Here is a 15,823-nt window from a genome sequence, read left to right on the forward strand (position 1 = left end):
AATGGACACGGGGGTGCGTTCCACCTGCGGCAGTTCTGGTCTTTGATCTAATTGCCGTCGGTGGCTAACAGTTCTAAAACGTACTGGTAGAAGCCTTGAATGTTCGAGAAGCTGAAGAAGACGTCCTGGGTTTTCTCCGTCCCGGGGCTGAGCGGTTTATGAATCCAGCCCTGTTCAAAACCCCATTGCTGAATCGTTAAGGACATCGGTGTCGCGGGAGTGTAGAGGTCGGGGCGCGTCAACCAGCAGGTTGCGGTTACATCCCACAACCGGTAAAACTGCTCTTGTTTGACCAGGTTGTATGCCTCGTACGCAAGCTGTGAGTATCGATACCTTTTTCCCTGCTCTTGGAGTGCGTTCCGAAAATCATCGCTCACCGGAGCTGAATTACTGATATCCAGCGGAAACATCTGGATGCTGCCAAAGGAATTGAATACATCGTGAACAGCATATGGGTCCCAGAAGGCATTCCATTCAGCATGCTTGTTCGCGACTACCTTGCCTATCGTCTTGGGATCGAGATTGCCTTCAACATCAATTGCTCCGCCCATCCAGATCATCCGGTCGATGCCGGCGGCCAGCAGTGGGTTCTTCCCCAGAACATCCACCAGTGGTGTCATGGGTCCGGTCATCAGCAGAGTCAGCGGAGCATGCTGTTCAACGGCTTCATGCAGCAGCTTCGCCAACAATGCCTCTCCATCAGGAGGTGGTGTCGGAACATGCGGCTTGTATGGCTCCAGGCTGGGGAGCTCGTTGAAGGAAACGCAGTCTCTGCGATAGGACCACGGAAAGGCATTCCATCCGCGCGCGCGGCTCAACGCCACCGGAATACCGGTGCGATTCATAAACTGCATTAATCGGGACGATGCATGCATCGCCGGGTCGGCAATGCAGTCTGCATTGATCACGATAATGCCAAGCAGATCGATGCCCGGCATCACAGTCAGCAACATCGACGAAATAAATTCATCAATGGCCGCATCATGAAGAAAAACGACCGGAGTGCGCTTCTCCGAAGTAATAGCGCCTTTCAAAATTCTCATCTTCCTAGTTCCTTTGAAATTACTCAGCTCGGAACACAGGACAGGGGATAAGACAGAAAATTAAGAATTTCTACAACGTGAACGTCTGTTTCTTGATGAACATGGATGACTATTACCTTTGCAAAAAATCTTGTCAAGTGTAAATCGGGACACCCCATCTTACTGACTGCGGGGGTTGACCTTGGAGCGGCGCCGATGTTGCGCTCGACTTCAAGCACTTGACTGAAGGCCAACGTTGCTGCGCTGCCAATATGTGCTGAAACTCCTACTCTCTTCGAATGACCATCGGCCCACACCGGCTTCGTCGAGTGGAGCCGACTGATATGGGATACATAAAACATAGGAGGCGGACGACGCATGTTGCTCGTACCCATACGTCGCCTGCCCTCCTGCTACTTAACAATCAGTGTGGCCTTCATGTTGGGGTGCAACGTACACACGTACTGATAAGTTCCCGCCGCAGTTGTCTTGAGGTTCCACGAACTTCCCGGAGCGATCGAGCCTGAATCGAACGCTCCCCTGCTATCCGTCACCGTATGGGGAACAATATCCCTGTTCTCCCAAATGACCGTGTCGCCGGTATGAACGGTAAGCGAGATGGGCTGGAATTGGAAGTTCGCAATCGTAATGTGAGACGGCAATGCCGATCCCGCCGCGGATTTCAGACCTCCACCTTTCGCTCCGAAGGTGCCGCTCCACAAACCCGCCGGGAGCAGCAGAGATAGTATGAAACGGCTTAATACTAAGCGGGTCATCATCGCCCCTTCTCAGTGAAGCGAAGACTGGATCGTTTTTGCATGTTGTAAGTGACCAACAAAGGCTGGAGCCGCTCCATTCAATGCATCTTTCAGTTCCGCATTCTTTGCATTCGGGATCAGAACCTTGGTCACAGCGTCGATCACCGCCTGATGATAGGCCACCTCGTTGTCGATATAGGCCTTGTCATAAGCCGCTCCGCTCAGGCTGCGAAGATGCGTAGCGGTCTTGGCCGCATCGCTCTTCAAGGAATCCGCCGTCGCACTCGCCGCGGGCGTTACGTGCAGCTTCGCACCGAGCTCCATCACCGAATGCTGCAAGGCGGAGTGATCGGTAATCATCTGTTGTGCAAAGGCTTTGACCTGAGGATCATGCGCCTTCGCGACGGCAGCCTTCCCGGCATCGATATCGATCTGATTCGCCGCCAGGACAATGCCGACGATCTGCGGATCGGTAGGAGCCGGTGCTTGCCCAATGGCCGCAGGGTGCAGGGCAATTACGGCCGTAGCTAGTACCAAAACAATCAAACCGCGTACTCTCATTGTGAATCTCTCCTCATTCCAGTAGTGCTTCTAAACGAATGAGTCACGACCCGTGGATTGGTTACAGCGGCGGTCCCAAATTAATCTTCAGCAGAAGGTGTAACCTTTCAGCTTCTGGTCCATCATTTGTGTGAAGAGGTGTGTGCATGGGGCGTTCCGCCGCGGCGCCGTTATTTTCAGAGCCCATCAGTGACGAAGAGATTGTTGCCCGCGTACTTGCCGGAGAAAAGGCGCTGTTCGAGGTCATCATGCGCCGCTACAACCAGCGGCTTTACCGGGCGGCAAGAGCCATCACACGGAACGACGCCGTGGCCGAAGATATTCTGCAGGCCGCATATGTCCACGCTTATGAGCATCTGCGGCAATATAGCGGACGCGCAGCCTTCGGAGCCTGGCTGACCCGGATTGCTGTCAATGAAGCTCTCGGACGCCTGCGTAGCGCTCGCCGCTTCGATGATCTCGATGACGACGGAGACAATATGGACCAATTAACCGCACCCGGTCTCACCCCTGAAGAAGCCGCCGCACATGCAGAGACAGCACGCCTGCTGGAATCTCTCGTAGAAAAGTTACCTCAGAGCAGCCGCGCCGTCTTGATGCTGCGCGATGTCGAAGGAATGAGTACTTTAGAAACAGCCGAGGCACTGGGCATCAGCGAGGAGAACGTAAAGGTTCGCCTGCACCGCGCGCGCACCCTGCTACGTGAATGGCTCTCTACACACGTCCTGCATGAGACTCGCCACGCCTTCCTGTTCCACGCCCCACGTTGCAATCGCGTTGTCGCCGGCGTCTTCGAGCGCATCGGCATTCCATTGTCCGACCCACCCATGCCAGAGCAGACCGGAAAGATCATGTCCTTATGGCAAAGGATCTCCCGCAAACGAGCATAGATCTCAGCCCTGGAGACGACTACTGGATACGACTACTAGATAAGCCCAGTACCCTTTCGCGGCAGCATCTCCTTTTCTGCGTTCCTCACGGCAAATCCCGTTGCACTCAAATCAACGGCGAGTTGACACTTTCACCGACAATGATACATCCTAACTAATCGATGATATGTTCATATCATCGATTTAGCAAAGCGCCGCGGAAATGCGCGAGAAAAACGCGGTTGCGCTGAATGAGTGAATGTGGGATCAAGATGGCCAGGAAACAATTGCCAAAAGAAGGAAGCTGGCTGCTGCTGATCTTCTACCTGCCTGGGAAGAAGGCGAGCGAGCGCGTCGGGGTTTGGCGAAAACTCCAAGCGACAGGAGCGGTATCTATGCGCAACTCAGGATATCTGTTGCCCGACACACCCGAGAATCAGGAGCGATTCGCCTGGCTGGCAACCAGCATCCGTGCAATCGAAGGCGAGGTTTCGGTGCTTCAGGTCAGTGCGATTGATGACCCAAGCCAGGAAGAGCTGGTGCAAAGCTTCCGGGACGATCGCAACAAAGACTATGAAGCATTACTTGGGGATATCAAAGAAGCCGGAGGCAAAGGCCAGGTCTCCGCGGCGCAGCTCGCTCGTCTGAAGCGGCGCTTCGAAGAGATTCGAGAGATTGATTTCTTCCAGTCTTCGCTGCAGGGAGATACAGAGAAAGCGATCGATCTATTGGAGCGGCCGCAAACGAAGCGCTTCAGTTCCGGAAAACTTTCCGTGACAGATTTTCAGTCTAAGACATGGATGACCAGGCCACGTCCAGGCATCGACCGTGTCTCCTCAGCGTGGCTTATCAAGCGATTCATCGATCCAAAGGCTCGTTTTATCTTTGGCCCTGATCCGGCGGCGCACCCGAAAGCAATTCCGTTCGACATGTTTCAGGGACATGGATTCGCTCATGAAGGCGAGCTCTGCACATTTGAAGTTCTCTGCATGCGCTTTGGGATTCGCGACAAAGCCGTATTGCGGATCGGGCAGGCCATTCATGATGCGGACTTCGAAGAGCCTAAATTTGGCCGGCAAGAAGGCATCGCCATCAACCAGGTCCTCAAAGGCTGGGCGAAGCAAGGGCTTTCCGATGAAGAGCTTCTCAGGCGCGGCGCAGACCTGATCGAGGCCATGTACCACGTCACATAACTCTTCAAGGGAGTTACTGACGTACAACTCGTTTTTCTGCTCAAGGCGCGCATGAAAGATTCGCGCGAGACATAGTCGCAAACCGGAAAGAAGGAGCCATGAAGAAAACCACTCGCAACGTCGTCTTCTCTATCGCATGTCTTTGTACCCCGCTCCTGGCGCAACCGCCGGCCGACCACTGGAAAGCCGTAGATGCAGCACTGGGAGGACGTACGGGGCAAATGCAACCGGGTGATGTCTACAAATACTCAATGCCCCGGCGCGATTTGAAAGTGACAAAGGATGGCACAACAGTCGCCCCGGGACTCGCATTGGGATCGTGGGCAGCTTTCAAGATGATGGGAAGTGAAGCAATGGTGATGGGAGATCTCGTGCTTACGGAAGATGAGATTGAACCCGTCATGCTCAAGCTACAACAGGACGGAATCGAGCAGACCTCAATCCATAATCATCTTCTGGGCGAGACTCCCCATATCGTCTACATGCACATTTCCGGACACGGCGATCCGGTCAAACTTGCCACCGCGCTGAATGCCGCGCTCGCTCTGACAAAGACCCCGGCAGCTGCACCGGCGAGTCCCGCATCCGCCTCTGCTCCCTCCATCGAGCTTGATACGAAAACGATCGAGCAATCCATTGGCGTGGCAGGCAAAGTCAACGGTGGCATACTCCAATTCAACATTCCAAGGGCCGAGAAGATCTCAGATAACGGTATGGATATCCCTCCGGCAATGGGGACCGCGACTGCCATCAACTTTCAACCGACGGGCGGAGGCAAAGCCGCGATCTCGGGAGATTTTGTCCTTCTGAAAGAAGAAGTGAACCCTGTGATAAGGGCTCTGCGAACTCACGGGATCGAAGTGACCGCGATGCACAATCACATGCTGTTCGATGAGCCCCACCTTTACTTCATGCATTTCTGGGCCAATGCTGATGCGACTACGCTCGCGCAGGGCCTTAAGGCTGCACTCGATGTAACAAATTCCCAACGCACCAGGAGATGAACCTTATGGTCCCGAGCACGCAAGCAGAAAGTACAGAAGAACAAAGTACTGACGTTCAATCGCTTTCAAAGTTCGTTTTGTACTTCCTGCGGCTCGGGACCGCAGGTTTTGGTGGACCGATCGCTCTTGCAGGCCGCATGGAGCGCGACCTGGTCGGCGAACGTTACGGCATCCAACAACAGGACTATTTGGAAGGCCTGGCATTATCCCAGCTTTTACCTGGACCACTGGCTGCACAACTGGCCATGTACCTGGGATATGTACGAGCCGGATTTCTGGGAGCGAGCCTTGTCGGAGCAGCGTTTATCACGCCTTCCTTCCTGATGGTGCTCGGAATCTCGCTGCTCTACATCCGGTTCGATGGCCTGCCCTGGATGCAGGCCGCCTTTCATGGGGTCGGCGCCGCTGTGGTCGCAATCATCGTGCGTTCTGTGACGAAGCTGGCGAAGACGACGCTCAAGAAAGAGCGACTGCTTTGGGTCATCGCCGCGACTCTTGCCGTCACCACGGCTTTCACAGGACGTGAGATAGTATGGCTGGTCCTCGTCGCCGGGGTCGTTTCGGTTGCAGTTCACAACTGGCCACGTCGCTCCCAGAGCTTGGCGGTTATTCCTCTCATCGGAGGCCTGGTCTCTATTCCCGCCGGTAGACATTGGGAGGTTCTCGGTTACTTCGTCAAATCAAGCCTCTTTGTCTTCGGCAGTGGTCTCGCGATTATCCCGTTCCTGCATGGAGGTGTCGTGGAAGTCCATCACTGGCTGACCGAGCAACAATTTCTGGATGCAATTGCGGTCGCCATGATCACACCTGGTCCGGTTGTCATTACGGTAGCCTTTATCGGTTATCTCGCAGACGGCCTGGCGGGTGCGGTTCTCGCCGCACTTGGAGTATTTCTTCCGGTATATCTGGCTGTGATCCTGTTTGCGCCCATCTACCGCAGGCTATCGGCGAATACGGTCCTGCGTTCTTTTGTGAGAGGCGTTACAGCGGCCGCCACTGGCGCTATCGCCGGTGCAATCGTCGTCATTGCGCGGCAGTCGGTGACGAGCTATCTCGGGATTGTAATTGCCTGTGCAACCTACGGCATTCTGTGGAAGTGGAAGCTTCCAGAACCCTTGGTGGTGATCACTGCAGGGCTTATTGGAATATTGATCTTTCGCTAGCCGAATGCATCGGGCAACCGACGGAGGTTGTGTCATGAACGCTAACAAGAGAAAAGCAACGGTGGCACGGATTGCCGGCGGCCTGTCTGTGCTCCTGCTTTCGACCTTCCAGACCTCTGCCGCGCAGACAAATGCGAGCGAGCTCCTGCGGCTCGAGTCCACGATTCCAATTGCGGATGTCCAGGGACGCATCGATCATCTTGCTATCGATCTCCAGGGCCACCGTCTGTTTGTCGCGGCTTTGGGAAATAACTCTCTGGAGGTCATCGATCTCCGAGAGAAGAAGAGGCTTCATACGATCACTGGATTAGCCGAGCCTCAGGGTGTCACCTTCGTTCCTGCAACGAACAGGGTCTTCGTCGCTAACGGCAAAGATGGATCGGTACGGGCATTCGATGGGGCATCCTGGAAGCCGCTCAGTTCGATCTCCTACGGAGACGATGCTGACAATCTTCGCTATGACTTAGAGAGTGGGCATATCTGGGTCGGTTACGGCTCCGGAGCACTGGGCGAATTCGACCAGAATGGCTCCAAACTCGCAGATATTCCGCTTGGTGCTCATCCGGAATCGTTCCAGCTTGAGAAAGGTGGGTCACGGATCTTCGTCAACCTTCCGCGTTCCCGAAAGATCGCCGTCGTCGATCGCAAATCGAGGTCAGTACTGGGTTCCTGGGGAACAGGAGGTCCGCTCGCCAACTATCCCATGGCTCTGGATGAAGCGAACCACCGGCTCTTCGTAGTGACGCGATTTCCGGCACGCTTGATCGTCCTTGACAGCGACCATGGCGAAAGGATTGCAAGCCTCTCGGTTGTCGGGGACTGCGACGACGTTTTCCTGGACCAGCGCCGTCACCGGATCTACGTAATTGGAGGGGATGGCGAAATTTCAGTATTCCATCAGAAAGATCCGGATCATTACGAAGAACTGGGCCGCGTGAAAACCGTGAGTGGCGCACGGACCGGACTCTATTCCCCAGAATTGGACCGGCTCTATCTCGCAGTCCGCAAGCAAGGATCGCAAACCGCCGAGATCCGGGTGTATGCCCCTGTCCCATAGGAGCATGCAAAGAGCACCTACCCGTATCATCTCTTGCCGGAGATCGCAGCATCGGTACGCTGCCTGGCCTTGTCTGTCGGAGCCGGGTTCACGCAGCAGCCTGCTTCGCATAGGTTCCCATGAGAGCGGCTTTAGCCAGAATATGTCCTTCCATTGCGGACTCTACGTCCTGACGGAGAGCACCGGAGTTCAGGGTGAGTATCGTGTCCAGAGCATACAGTCTCGCTATATAGCGATGACGCCCCGAAGGAGGACACGGTCCCATATAGCCAATTTTGCCGCCATCATTCTTCCCCTGAATTCCTAGTCCCGCCATATCTCTATCATTTGCAATATCTTCGTCGATCTCGCGGCAGGTTGGGTCGATGTTAAAGAGAACCCAGTGCGTGAACCCATCCTGGCGGGGAGCATCGGGATCGTGAAGAATCAGGGCCATCGATTTGGTCCCCGCGGGCACGCCAGTCCAGGAGAACGGTGGAGAAATGTTCTGTCCCTCGCAGGTGTGCCGGCTTGGTATCGGTCCACCTGCCCGAAACGCCATACTCTTCATTTCCATCGGTATTGCCTCCGGGATATCAGTCTTGTCTTTACTTTGAACGCAGCAGTCTTTTGTTCGTTGCTCACGGCTATTGGAGATGTTGCAAACTGGCATGGACCCGCCCGCAACAACTTCCGCGGCGAGCATCGAGAATTGCTTAGACGGCATCCATAAGCTCAAGGATGATCCGTGATGTTTCAGGATCGCAGACACGATGGCCAGTTCCTCGCCCAGGAGGTTTCCAGACTGGAGGGCCTGGAAAATGCCGTCATGTTTTCCCGACGACACGGCGTCGTCGCTTATGAGGTAGCCCATCCCCTCAACCTTCTACTCAACGTCTTCGTTGTTCCCAAGTTAAACCCAATGGCAGGAGAAGCTCGCCATGAGAGCGATTGCGAGCGGCGGAACAGTCGCAACCAACCAGGTCATTTGGCTTCCACAGATCTGCTCAGAGAGCATCGAAGCTGTCATTCAACGAGAGAGCCTGAATTGGAATATTCCCTCACGATTGTTCGATGTGCGCAATCTACGCGAGCTGCAGGCGGCATTCCAACAGGAGGCAAATGTCAGGAGCTATGAGTTCTATTAATCGAGCGGCAATTCCCCTCCTATTTGAGGACAACGATTACGATCCTCTTCTGCAATGGATCGGCGATCGCAAGCTGGTTCTGATCGGAGAGGCCTCGCACGGGACACACGACTTCTATCGCGAACGCGCCCTCATCACCAGAAGATTGATTGAAGAAAAGGGCTTCAGCGCCGTTGCGATTGAGGGCGACTGGCCGGACACGTCCCGCGTGCATAGCTTTCTCCAGGGAGGAAGCTGTGACAAAGATGCGCGAGCTGCTCTCAATGATTTCCGCCGCTTTCCCGCCTGGATGTGGCGCAATATCGATGTCCTGGCGTTTATCGACTGGCTCTCTGAATTCAATCGCGGCAAAACAGACCGGAATCGCGTTGGGTTTTACGGCCTGGACCTCTATAGCATGCACACTGCGATGCAGAAGGTCCTTGAATATCTCGACAGCGCAGATCCTGAAGCCGCAAAGCGTGCGCGAAGCCGGTATGCGTGCTTCGACCATTTCGGAGAAGATACGCAGGCATATGGTTACGCTGCGGCCTTTGGATTGACGGAGGATTGTGAGCAGGAAGTTGTGGCGCAACTGATCGAGATGCGTCGCTGGACCCTGGATCGTACTTCGCGCCACGGCAGTGTTGCACCAGACGACTATCTCTTTGCCGAACAGAATGCCAGGCTCGTGCAGAATGCCGAGCGCTATTACCGGTCGATGTTCGCTGGACGAGCTGAGTCCTGGAACGTGCGCGATGAGCATATGGCAGAGACGCTTCTCTGGCTAAGCCAGTATGTTCCAGGCGGAAAAGTAGTCGTATGGGCTCACAATTCCCATCTGGGAGATGCCCGCGCAACCGAGATGGCGCTTCATGGGGAACACAATCTGGGCCAGCTCATGCGTGAGCATGATGCCGATGACGTATTTCTCATTGGCTTTACGACCTACTCCGGTGAAGTGACGGCCGCTTCCCAATGGGACGGGCCGGCAGAGCGGAAGATTGTTCGTCCGGCTCTGAAGGGAAGTTTCGAAGCTCTCTTTCATGAGACCGGGATCTCTGGATTTCTTCTCTCACTCCACGATGAGCATGTCTCACGACTCCTGGATGAACCGCATCTCGAACGAGCCATAGGAGTCATCTACCGGCCGGAGACAGAACGCGTCAGTCATTATTTCCATAGCCGGCTGTCTCGACAGTTCGATGCAGTCATTCATATGGATCGCACGATGGCTCTAATCCCATTCGAACTCGCAAGTAGATCAGAGACAGGCGAGGTTCCAGAGACGTATCCCTTTGCACTCTGAGCAGGTAGCTAACAGCGAGGTGTATCGAAGTTCAGAGCATTTTTTTCCTGTTGCTGGGTAGCCCGAAAGAGGAGTGCAGTGGCGTTTTCATTGCGGAAAACTCCCATAAATGCGAAAGCCCTACTCTACACCTACAGGAAAAATGCTCTAGCGACAAACGTAAAGAGGAGGTTCCCGTGTCAATTGCGCGTATCGTCGAAATCAGCTCAACCTCGGGCTCAAGCTTCGAAGACGCCATTAAAAATGGTGTCGCCCGGGCATCAAAAACGCTTCGCAACGTGAAGAGCGCATGGGTGAAAGAACAAGAAGTGGAGGTTGAAGGGGAAAAGATCACCAGCTACAAAGTGATTCTCAAAGTCACGTTCATCTTGGATGATGCGGCGTAATCTCCGTGCCAGTACTGAGAGCGTAGTCAGACTTCTAGAGCGTTTTCCATCTGAAGTTCACCAGCTGGATCTTTGGTTCTGAAAAGTACTTTCATAAAGATGAGGAAATTTTCAGGAATCAAAAGAAGGAGGGAAGATGAGTGACCCGCGCGATGAAAGACAGGACAACGGCCTGCCAGGCGGAGGCGTAGGCCGCAAAGATGACGTAAGCGGTTCCGGAGTTTACCCAGCCTCCGGTCCGCTTCCCTCAGGCAATGCGGAGCTGAAGGAACAGGCTGCATGGGGCCAGGGAAAACATCGTGCTGCGACGTACGAAGATCACGGCACCTCAGAATCGAGTCACAACCGAAGAAGTGTTGAGGAAGCGTACGGTCAGGGCAAGCAGAGCCGACAGATGCTAAACGTGCGGATTCCTGTAGCTGGTGTCGCGCTGGAAGGAGAGTTGGCGATCCCTGCAGATCTGAACGGCATTGTCCTGTTCGCTCACGGCAGCGGAAGCAGTCGCCATAGTCCGCGTAACCGGTTTGTCGCCGAGGTGCTGCAGCGTGCAGGCATCGCAACTTTTCTGTTTGATCTGCTGACGGAGGAAGAAGAATCTTCTGACCGGGAAACAGGACATCTGCGGTTCAATATTGACCTTCTGGCGAAGCGCCTCGTTCAGGCAACATCCTGGATATCTCAAGCGCCACGCATCAAGGAGGTAAAGCTCGGATATTTCGGAGCCAGTACTGGAGCCGCTGCCGCTCTGGCGGCGGCGTCGGAAGCTCCAGGTGAAGTAGCGGCTGTTGTCTCTCGCGGCGGTAGACCTGACCTTGCCGGGCCGGCACTGAGCAAAGTCTATACACCGACTCTTTTGCTGGTCGGAGGAGAAGATACGACCGTACTGAAACTAAATCACAAAGTGCTGGAACAGCTTCGCGGAGAAAAGCGGCTTCAGGTTATTCCAGGCGCAACACATCTCTTCGAAGAACCTGGAACATTGGAAGAAGCCGCGCTGGTATCCAAACAGTGGTTTGAATGGTATCTTGGCCGTCGCACGAACAAAATTCGAGCCGCATAAGTGGTTAAAGAGAACGGGTGGGAGCCGTGGGCTTCACATCCCACGGTTTACAGCCTTTAAAAATGAGCGGGCGTTGGGCCTGGGCCTTTCGCTTTGCCCGTAGCCCCGTAGAGAAGCCCCACGGCTTAAAGCCCGACATTTATGCGGCCCAAATCAGCGGTCTGAAGCCCGCTGCTCCACCCATCGTTGCCGAGGGAAGACCGTGCTACTCCTTTGAGAATCTTGCATCCTCTCGGATAGAGCATTTTCCCTGTTGCTGGTATCCGAAGAGACGTGCAGCGGCGTTTTCATTGCGGAAGTACCCGTAAATGCGGAAGCCCTACTCCACACCTACAGGAAAGTGCCCTAGCGCCTGGGAAGTTTCGCGATCAATTCCCGGACGTGTTTCCTGAGAGATTCTCGCGCTGCCTCAAAATCCATACTGGCTGGCGGAACATCGTTCCACTGCTCAATCCGGGCTTTCGAACTCGCCCGCAGACCAGCGGGTAACGATGTTCCGATCAGGATGATATGGACCGGGGAGGCAATGTCAGACGCACTGACCTTCATGGGCTGGAAAGTGCTCACATCGATGCCATCGTGCTCCAGTCCCTGCACGATGACGGCGGGCACAGTCGTCGAATCGGGAGCACTCCCACGCGCCACAGCGCGGTATGGAAGATTGAACTCGCGGATACTTTGGTTGAAGTACGAGGCCGCCATAAGGCTCTTCACATTCCCGTGTTCGCAGACGAACATAATTTGACGTTCGGCGGTTCGTTGGGCGAAGCCTGAGGCAGTAACACAACCGAAAGCAAGTACAAAAACAGCAATCACAGCCGTCCTCATCCAGGCACGACGCATATGCATGCAACCTCCCTGCTTGATCGTTGCCAATGAGTGTACAACCTTCAACCAGGTGGAAGACCACGCATAGTAACGCTGACAGCTCACGAGGAGGCTGGATGCAGCCTGGCTTCCGACCGAGATCATTCATTGCTCTAACATTGCCGCGAGACGGCAGGCAGCACTTTTCCGGATGACTGCATCGCACGTAGGGCGATGCGCGATTCGATCAGTCGATCTACGAAGCCTCCTTTGGGAGCAACAGTTAACCCTGCAGGCGTTCAATTTCATCTCTGGACGCCTCATACCAAGCAGGTCGAATTGTTATTGGAAGACGGAAGGCGCCATCCCTTGCGGGATCAAGAGGAGGAGACGGGGCATTTTTTGTTGGAAGTGCCGGGGCTGAAGGCGGGATGCCGCTACCGTTATGTTGTGGATGGTCGTGGACCTTTCCCAGATCCGGCATCGCGATTTCAACCGGAAGGACCACATGGCTGGAGCGAGGTGATCGATCCCTCCTCTTATCCCTGGACCACCCGCGAATGGCCCCGTAATGATTTCCAACTCGCCGGACAGGTGTTGTACGAACTTCATCTCGGTACGTTCACGCAGGAGGGCACGTATCGGGCTGCTGAGCGCGAATTCAAACGCCTTCGCGATCTTGGTGTGACCGTTTTAGAGATTATGCCGGTCCATGAGTTCTCTGGAGAGTTCGGCTGGGGCTATGACGGTGTCGCTTTTTTCGCGCCATATCATCGATACGGCCGCCCGGACGACCTCCGTCATATGGTTGATGCGGCTCATACGGAGGGTCTGGCTGTTCTTCTCGATGTCGTATATAACCACTTCGGTCCCGATGGGAACTACTTCGGAGAATATTCCCGCCAGTACTTCTCAAAGCAGGCAAGCGACTGGGGAAGTGCTCCGAACTTCGACAACGATTCCGTACGCGATTACTTCCTGGAAAATGTTGCCGCATGGATTCGCGAGTACCGGCTCGATGGCTTACGTTTCGATGCAACACAGGCAATCGTAGATTCCGGGCATTGTGAGGAGCATATCCTCGCCGCTATGAGCCAGCGTGCGCGAGAAGCCGCCGGCAATCGAAAGATCATTCTGATCAGCGAATGCGAGCGTCAATGGGCCCATCAACTTAAGCCGGTTGACGAAGGCGGACATGGACTCGACGGCATGTGGAATGACGATCTCCATCATTCCATGATCGTTCGGCTTACCGGCAGACGAGAAGCTTATTACAGCGACCACGCTGGGAAACCTCAGGAGTTTATCTCGGCTGCGAAGTATGGCGTTCTCTTCCAGGGGCAATATTATTGCTGGCAAAAAGCAGCGCGCGGGACTGATTGCCGGCGCGTTAAACCGTGGCAATGGATTACGTTTCTGGAAAACCACGACCAGGTAGCCAATACACTCCTTGGAACCCGGCCCAAGACCCAGAGCAACCCTGGAATGTATCGTGCGATGGCGGCTTACTGGCTGCTTACGCCGGGAACTCCCATGTTCTTTATGGGACAGGAATACGGCACGGAGCGTCCCTTCCTCTATTTCTCTGACCAGAAGGCTGAGATACTCGACAAAGTCCGATGCGGACGGCTGACATTCTTGAAACAGTTCCCTTCCATTCGAGATACCGAGAATGTTGCGCAGCTTGTTCCGGATCCGGGAAGCCCGGAAACATTCCAGAAATGCAAGCTTGCACACGAAGACCGAACGACGGAGGAGGCGACGCGGTATTGCACATTCTTTCGCGATCTGCTGCAGCTAAGGCGTGAAGATCCATCCATCGCCCGGCAATACCAGAGCACGCTCGACGGAGCCGTACTGTCCGACGACTGTTTTGTGCTGCGCTACTTCGGAGAGAACGAGCAACAGAGGCTGGACCGCCTTCTCCTTATCAATCTCGGGCCAACGCTCAAGCTGGAATATCTTCCTGAGCCTTTGCTAGCACCTCCTGAGCACACAGAGTGGACGATGATCTGGAACAGTGAACGGCCAGAGTACGGCGGATCTTCTGTCGTTTTTCCAATTACCGAAAGCGGTTGGGAGATTAGCGGTCCTGCAGCAATTCTGCTGGCGGCGGCATAACTGCTTGGGCGATATAGTCTCTGCAGCATTGGAACAGCACATTCCGCCATCACACCAGTTCGCGAGACAATAGAGCGATTCTCCTAAAGGTGTAGAGGAGTATTTGGGTAAGTTTTGGCTGTTTTGGGGCCGTTTTCCAGCTAAGGAAATGGCATTCGCAAAGTTATCCAAAGCTACAGTATTAGGAGAATTGCTCTAAATCGAACCGATGATCATTTTTCTTGCCGCTGTCTGCTGTACCGCATGGCTGTACCTGATTGCATTCCATGGCCGTTTCTGGAGCTCCGGTCCTGTCTTGCGAGAGGACAAGACATTTTTCATCAATGCGAAGGTTGCGGTCGTTGTGCCGGCTCGCGACGAAGCTGAAAATATCGGACGCAGCCTCAGCTCTCTTCTCGCGCAAGAGTATCGAGGACAGCTTTCCATCATCCTCGTCGATGACAACAGTACTGACAGCACAGCGAAGATCGCCGCCTCCCTGCCGAATCAGGGACGGCTGACAATCGTCTCAGGACAGGCTCTTCCGGCTGGATGGAGTGGCAAGCTATGGGCTGTCCACCAGGGCCTGATGCAGCCGGAGGCCCAAAACTCCGACTACATCCTGCTGACCGATGCGGACATCGAGCATGCATCTACCCATGTAGCAACGTTGGTCTACGAGGCCGAAATAAACGGCCAGGATCTCGTCTCGGAGATGGTGCGGCTGCATTGCAGCACGCCGGCGGAACGGGCTCTGATTCCCGCCTTCATCTTTTTCTTCCAGATGCTCTATCCCTTTGCATGGGTGGCGGACCCGGGTCGTGCCGTGGCCGGTGCAGCAGGCGGCACAATGCTTATCCGCCGCACAGCTCTTGAGCGGATCGACGGCGTGCACCGCATTCGACACCATCTGATCGACGATTGTGCTCTGGCTCTCCAGATCAAGTCCTCAGGAGGGAAGACCTGGCTGGGACACGCCGAACTGGCCCGATCATTGCGGGTCTACGCGGACTGGCGCGAGGTATGGAACATGATTGCGCGTACTGCTTATGTGCAGCTAGGCCATTCTCCGTTCATGCTACTGGGCTGCGTTGCGGGGATGGGATTACTGTACATGGCGCCTGTGCCGTTGACTCTGTTCGGGCACGGTCTAACAAGAGCGCTTGCTGCAGCGGCGTGGCTGATGATGGCAATCGCCTTTCAGCCGACGCTGCGGCGCTACGGCAGGTCTCCTCTATGGGGAGCCTTGCTGCCAGGAATCGCAATGTTCTATCTGGGCGCCACTGTTGCCTCTGCATTTCATCACCACATGGGCCGCGGCGGTGGCTGGAAGAACCGTACTTACCCGGAAGCGCCTTCGAAGTAACCTAGAGTATTTTCCCTTTTGCCGGGTATCCCGGAAGAGGAGGCAGCGGCGTTTTCATTGCG

At 54.8% G+C, this 15,823-nt stretch carries 16 protein-coding genes; 11 read left to right on the top strand and 5 right to left on the bottom strand.

Annotated elements, in window-relative coordinates:
- Positions 1 to 47: 47 nt before the first annotated feature.
- The 3 genes from OHL21_RS22020 to OHL21_RS22030 all read right to left on the bottom strand — a co-directional run bounded on the left by OHL21_RS22020 (position 48) and on the right by OHL21_RS22030 (position 2,341).
- Entirely contained in the window at positions 48 to 1,043 is a 996-nt protein-coding gene (locus OHL21_RS22020; RefSeq protein ID WP_263419456.1) for a nucleoside hydrolase, read from the bottom strand.
- Between the two features lie 392 nt (positions 1,044 to 1,435).
- Positions 1,436 to 1,801: a cupredoxin domain-containing protein gene (locus OHL21_RS22025; RefSeq protein ID WP_263419457.1), complete on the bottom strand. Its 366-nt coding sequence runs from the start codon at positions 1,799 to 1,801 to the stop codon at positions 1,436 to 1,438.
- A gap of 9 nt (positions 1,802 to 1,810) precedes the next feature.
- Positions 1,811 to 2,341 carry a DUF4142 domain-containing protein gene (locus OHL21_RS22030; RefSeq protein WP_263419458.1) on the bottom strand — a complete coding sequence of 177 codons (531 nt, stop codon included), beginning with the start codon at positions 2,339 to 2,341 and terminating at the stop codon, positions 1,811 to 1,813.
- A gap of 146 nt (positions 2,342 to 2,487) precedes the next feature.
- Between OHL21_RS22030 and OHL21_RS22035 the strand changes: the two genes are divergently transcribed.
- The 5 genes from OHL21_RS22035 to OHL21_RS22055 all read left to right on the top strand — a co-directional run bounded on the left by OHL21_RS22035 (position 2,488) and on the right by OHL21_RS22055 (position 7,627).
- Positions 2,488 to 3,231 (top strand): RNA polymerase sigma factor, encoded by a 744-nt coding sequence (locus tag OHL21_RS22035; RefSeq protein ID WP_263419459.1) that lies wholly within the window; start codon positions 2,488 to 2,490, stop codon positions 3,229 to 3,231.
- 251 nt (positions 3,232 to 3,482) lie between these two features.
- Positions 3,483 to 4,403 carry a chromate resistance protein ChrB domain-containing protein gene (locus OHL21_RS22040; RefSeq protein ID WP_317890000.1) on the top strand — a complete coding sequence of 307 codons (921 nt, stop codon included), beginning with the start codon at positions 3,483 to 3,485 and terminating at the stop codon, positions 4,401 to 4,403.
- 98 nt (positions 4,404 to 4,501) lie between these two features.
- Complete coding sequence (locus OHL21_RS22045) at positions 4,502 to 5,407, top strand: DUF1259 domain-containing protein (RefSeq protein WP_263419461.1); 906 nt, start codon at positions 4,502 to 4,504, stop codon at positions 5,405 to 5,407.
- A 5-nt stretch (positions 5,408 to 5,412) separates the two neighbouring features.
- The gene (gene chrA / locus OHL21_RS22050; RefSeq protein WP_263419462.1) at positions 5,413 to 6,570 is read left to right on the top strand and encodes a chromate efflux transporter; all 1,158 of its coding nucleotides are present in this window, start codon (positions 5,413 to 5,415) and stop codon (positions 6,568 to 6,570) included.
- Between the two features lie 34 nt (positions 6,571 to 6,604).
- Positions 6,605 to 7,627 carry a YncE family protein gene (locus tag OHL21_RS22055; protein ID WP_263419463.1) on the top strand — a complete coding sequence of 341 codons (1,023 nt, stop codon included), beginning with the start codon at positions 6,605 to 6,607 and terminating at the stop codon, positions 7,625 to 7,627.
- An 88-nt stretch (positions 7,628 to 7,715) separates the two neighbouring features.
- On the opposite strand, the gene OHL21_RS22060 is transcribed toward OHL21_RS22055, so the two are convergent.
- Positions 7,716 to 8,480: a YbhB/YbcL family Raf kinase inhibitor-like protein gene (locus OHL21_RS22060; RefSeq protein ID WP_263419464.1), complete on the bottom strand. Its 765-nt coding sequence runs from the start codon at positions 8,478 to 8,480 to the stop codon at positions 7,716 to 7,718.
- Between the two features lie 67 nt (positions 8,481 to 8,547).
- On the opposite strand from OHL21_RS22060, the gene OHL21_RS22065 reads away from it, so the two are divergent.
- From OHL21_RS22065 to OHL21_RS22080, 4 genes are all read left to right on the top strand, one after another.
- A complete protein-coding gene (locus OHL21_RS22065; protein ID WP_263419465.1) occupies positions 8,548 to 8,754 on the top strand; it encodes a hypothetical protein in 207 nt (68 codons plus the stop codon).
- On the top strand, positions 8,741 to 10,042 hold the full coding sequence (locus OHL21_RS22070) for an erythromycin esterase family protein (protein WP_263419466.1): 1,302 nt from the start codon (positions 8,741 to 8,743) through the stop codon (positions 10,040 to 10,042). Before OHL21_RS22065 ends, OHL21_RS22070 begins: the two co-directional genes overlap by 14 nt.
- 176 nt (positions 10,043 to 10,218) lie before the next feature.
- Complete coding sequence (locus OHL21_RS22075; protein ID WP_263419467.1) at positions 10,219 to 10,428, top strand: dodecin family protein; 210 nt, start codon at positions 10,219 to 10,221, stop codon at positions 10,426 to 10,428.
- Between the two features lie 136 nt (positions 10,429 to 10,564).
- Complete coding sequence (locus OHL21_RS22080; RefSeq protein WP_263419468.1) at positions 10,565 to 11,488, top strand: dienelactone hydrolase family protein; 924 nt, start codon at positions 10,565 to 10,567, stop codon at positions 11,486 to 11,488.
- A gap of 345 nt (positions 11,489 to 11,833) precedes the next feature.
- Here OHL21_RS22080 and OHL21_RS22085 read toward each other — a convergent pair whose 3' ends face one another.
- On the bottom strand, positions 11,834 to 12,337 hold the full coding sequence (locus tag OHL21_RS22085; protein WP_263419469.1) for a hypothetical protein: 504 nt from the start codon (positions 12,335 to 12,337) through the stop codon (positions 11,834 to 11,836).
- Between the two features lie 192 nt (positions 12,338 to 12,529).
- Between OHL21_RS22085 and treZ the strand changes: the two genes are divergently transcribed.
- Together treZ and OHL21_RS22095 are read left to right on the top strand one after the other, a co-directional pair.
- Positions 12,530 to 14,416: a malto-oligosyltrehalose trehalohydrolase gene (gene treZ, locus OHL21_RS22090; protein ID WP_263419470.1), complete on the top strand. Its 1,887-nt coding sequence runs from the start codon at positions 12,530 to 12,532 to the stop codon at positions 14,414 to 14,416.
- A gap of 208 nt (positions 14,417 to 14,624) precedes the next feature.
- The gene (locus OHL21_RS22095) at positions 14,625 to 15,761 is read left to right on the top strand and encodes a glycosyltransferase (protein ID WP_263419471.1); all 1,137 of its coding nucleotides are present in this window, start codon (positions 14,625 to 14,627) and stop codon (positions 15,759 to 15,761) included.
- Positions 15,762 to 15,823 lie beyond the last annotated feature (62 nt).

Source organism: Terriglobus albidus (assembly GCF_025685425.1).
Lineage (GTDB): Bacteria > Acidobacteriota > Terriglobia > Terriglobales > Acidobacteriaceae > Terriglobus > Terriglobus albidus.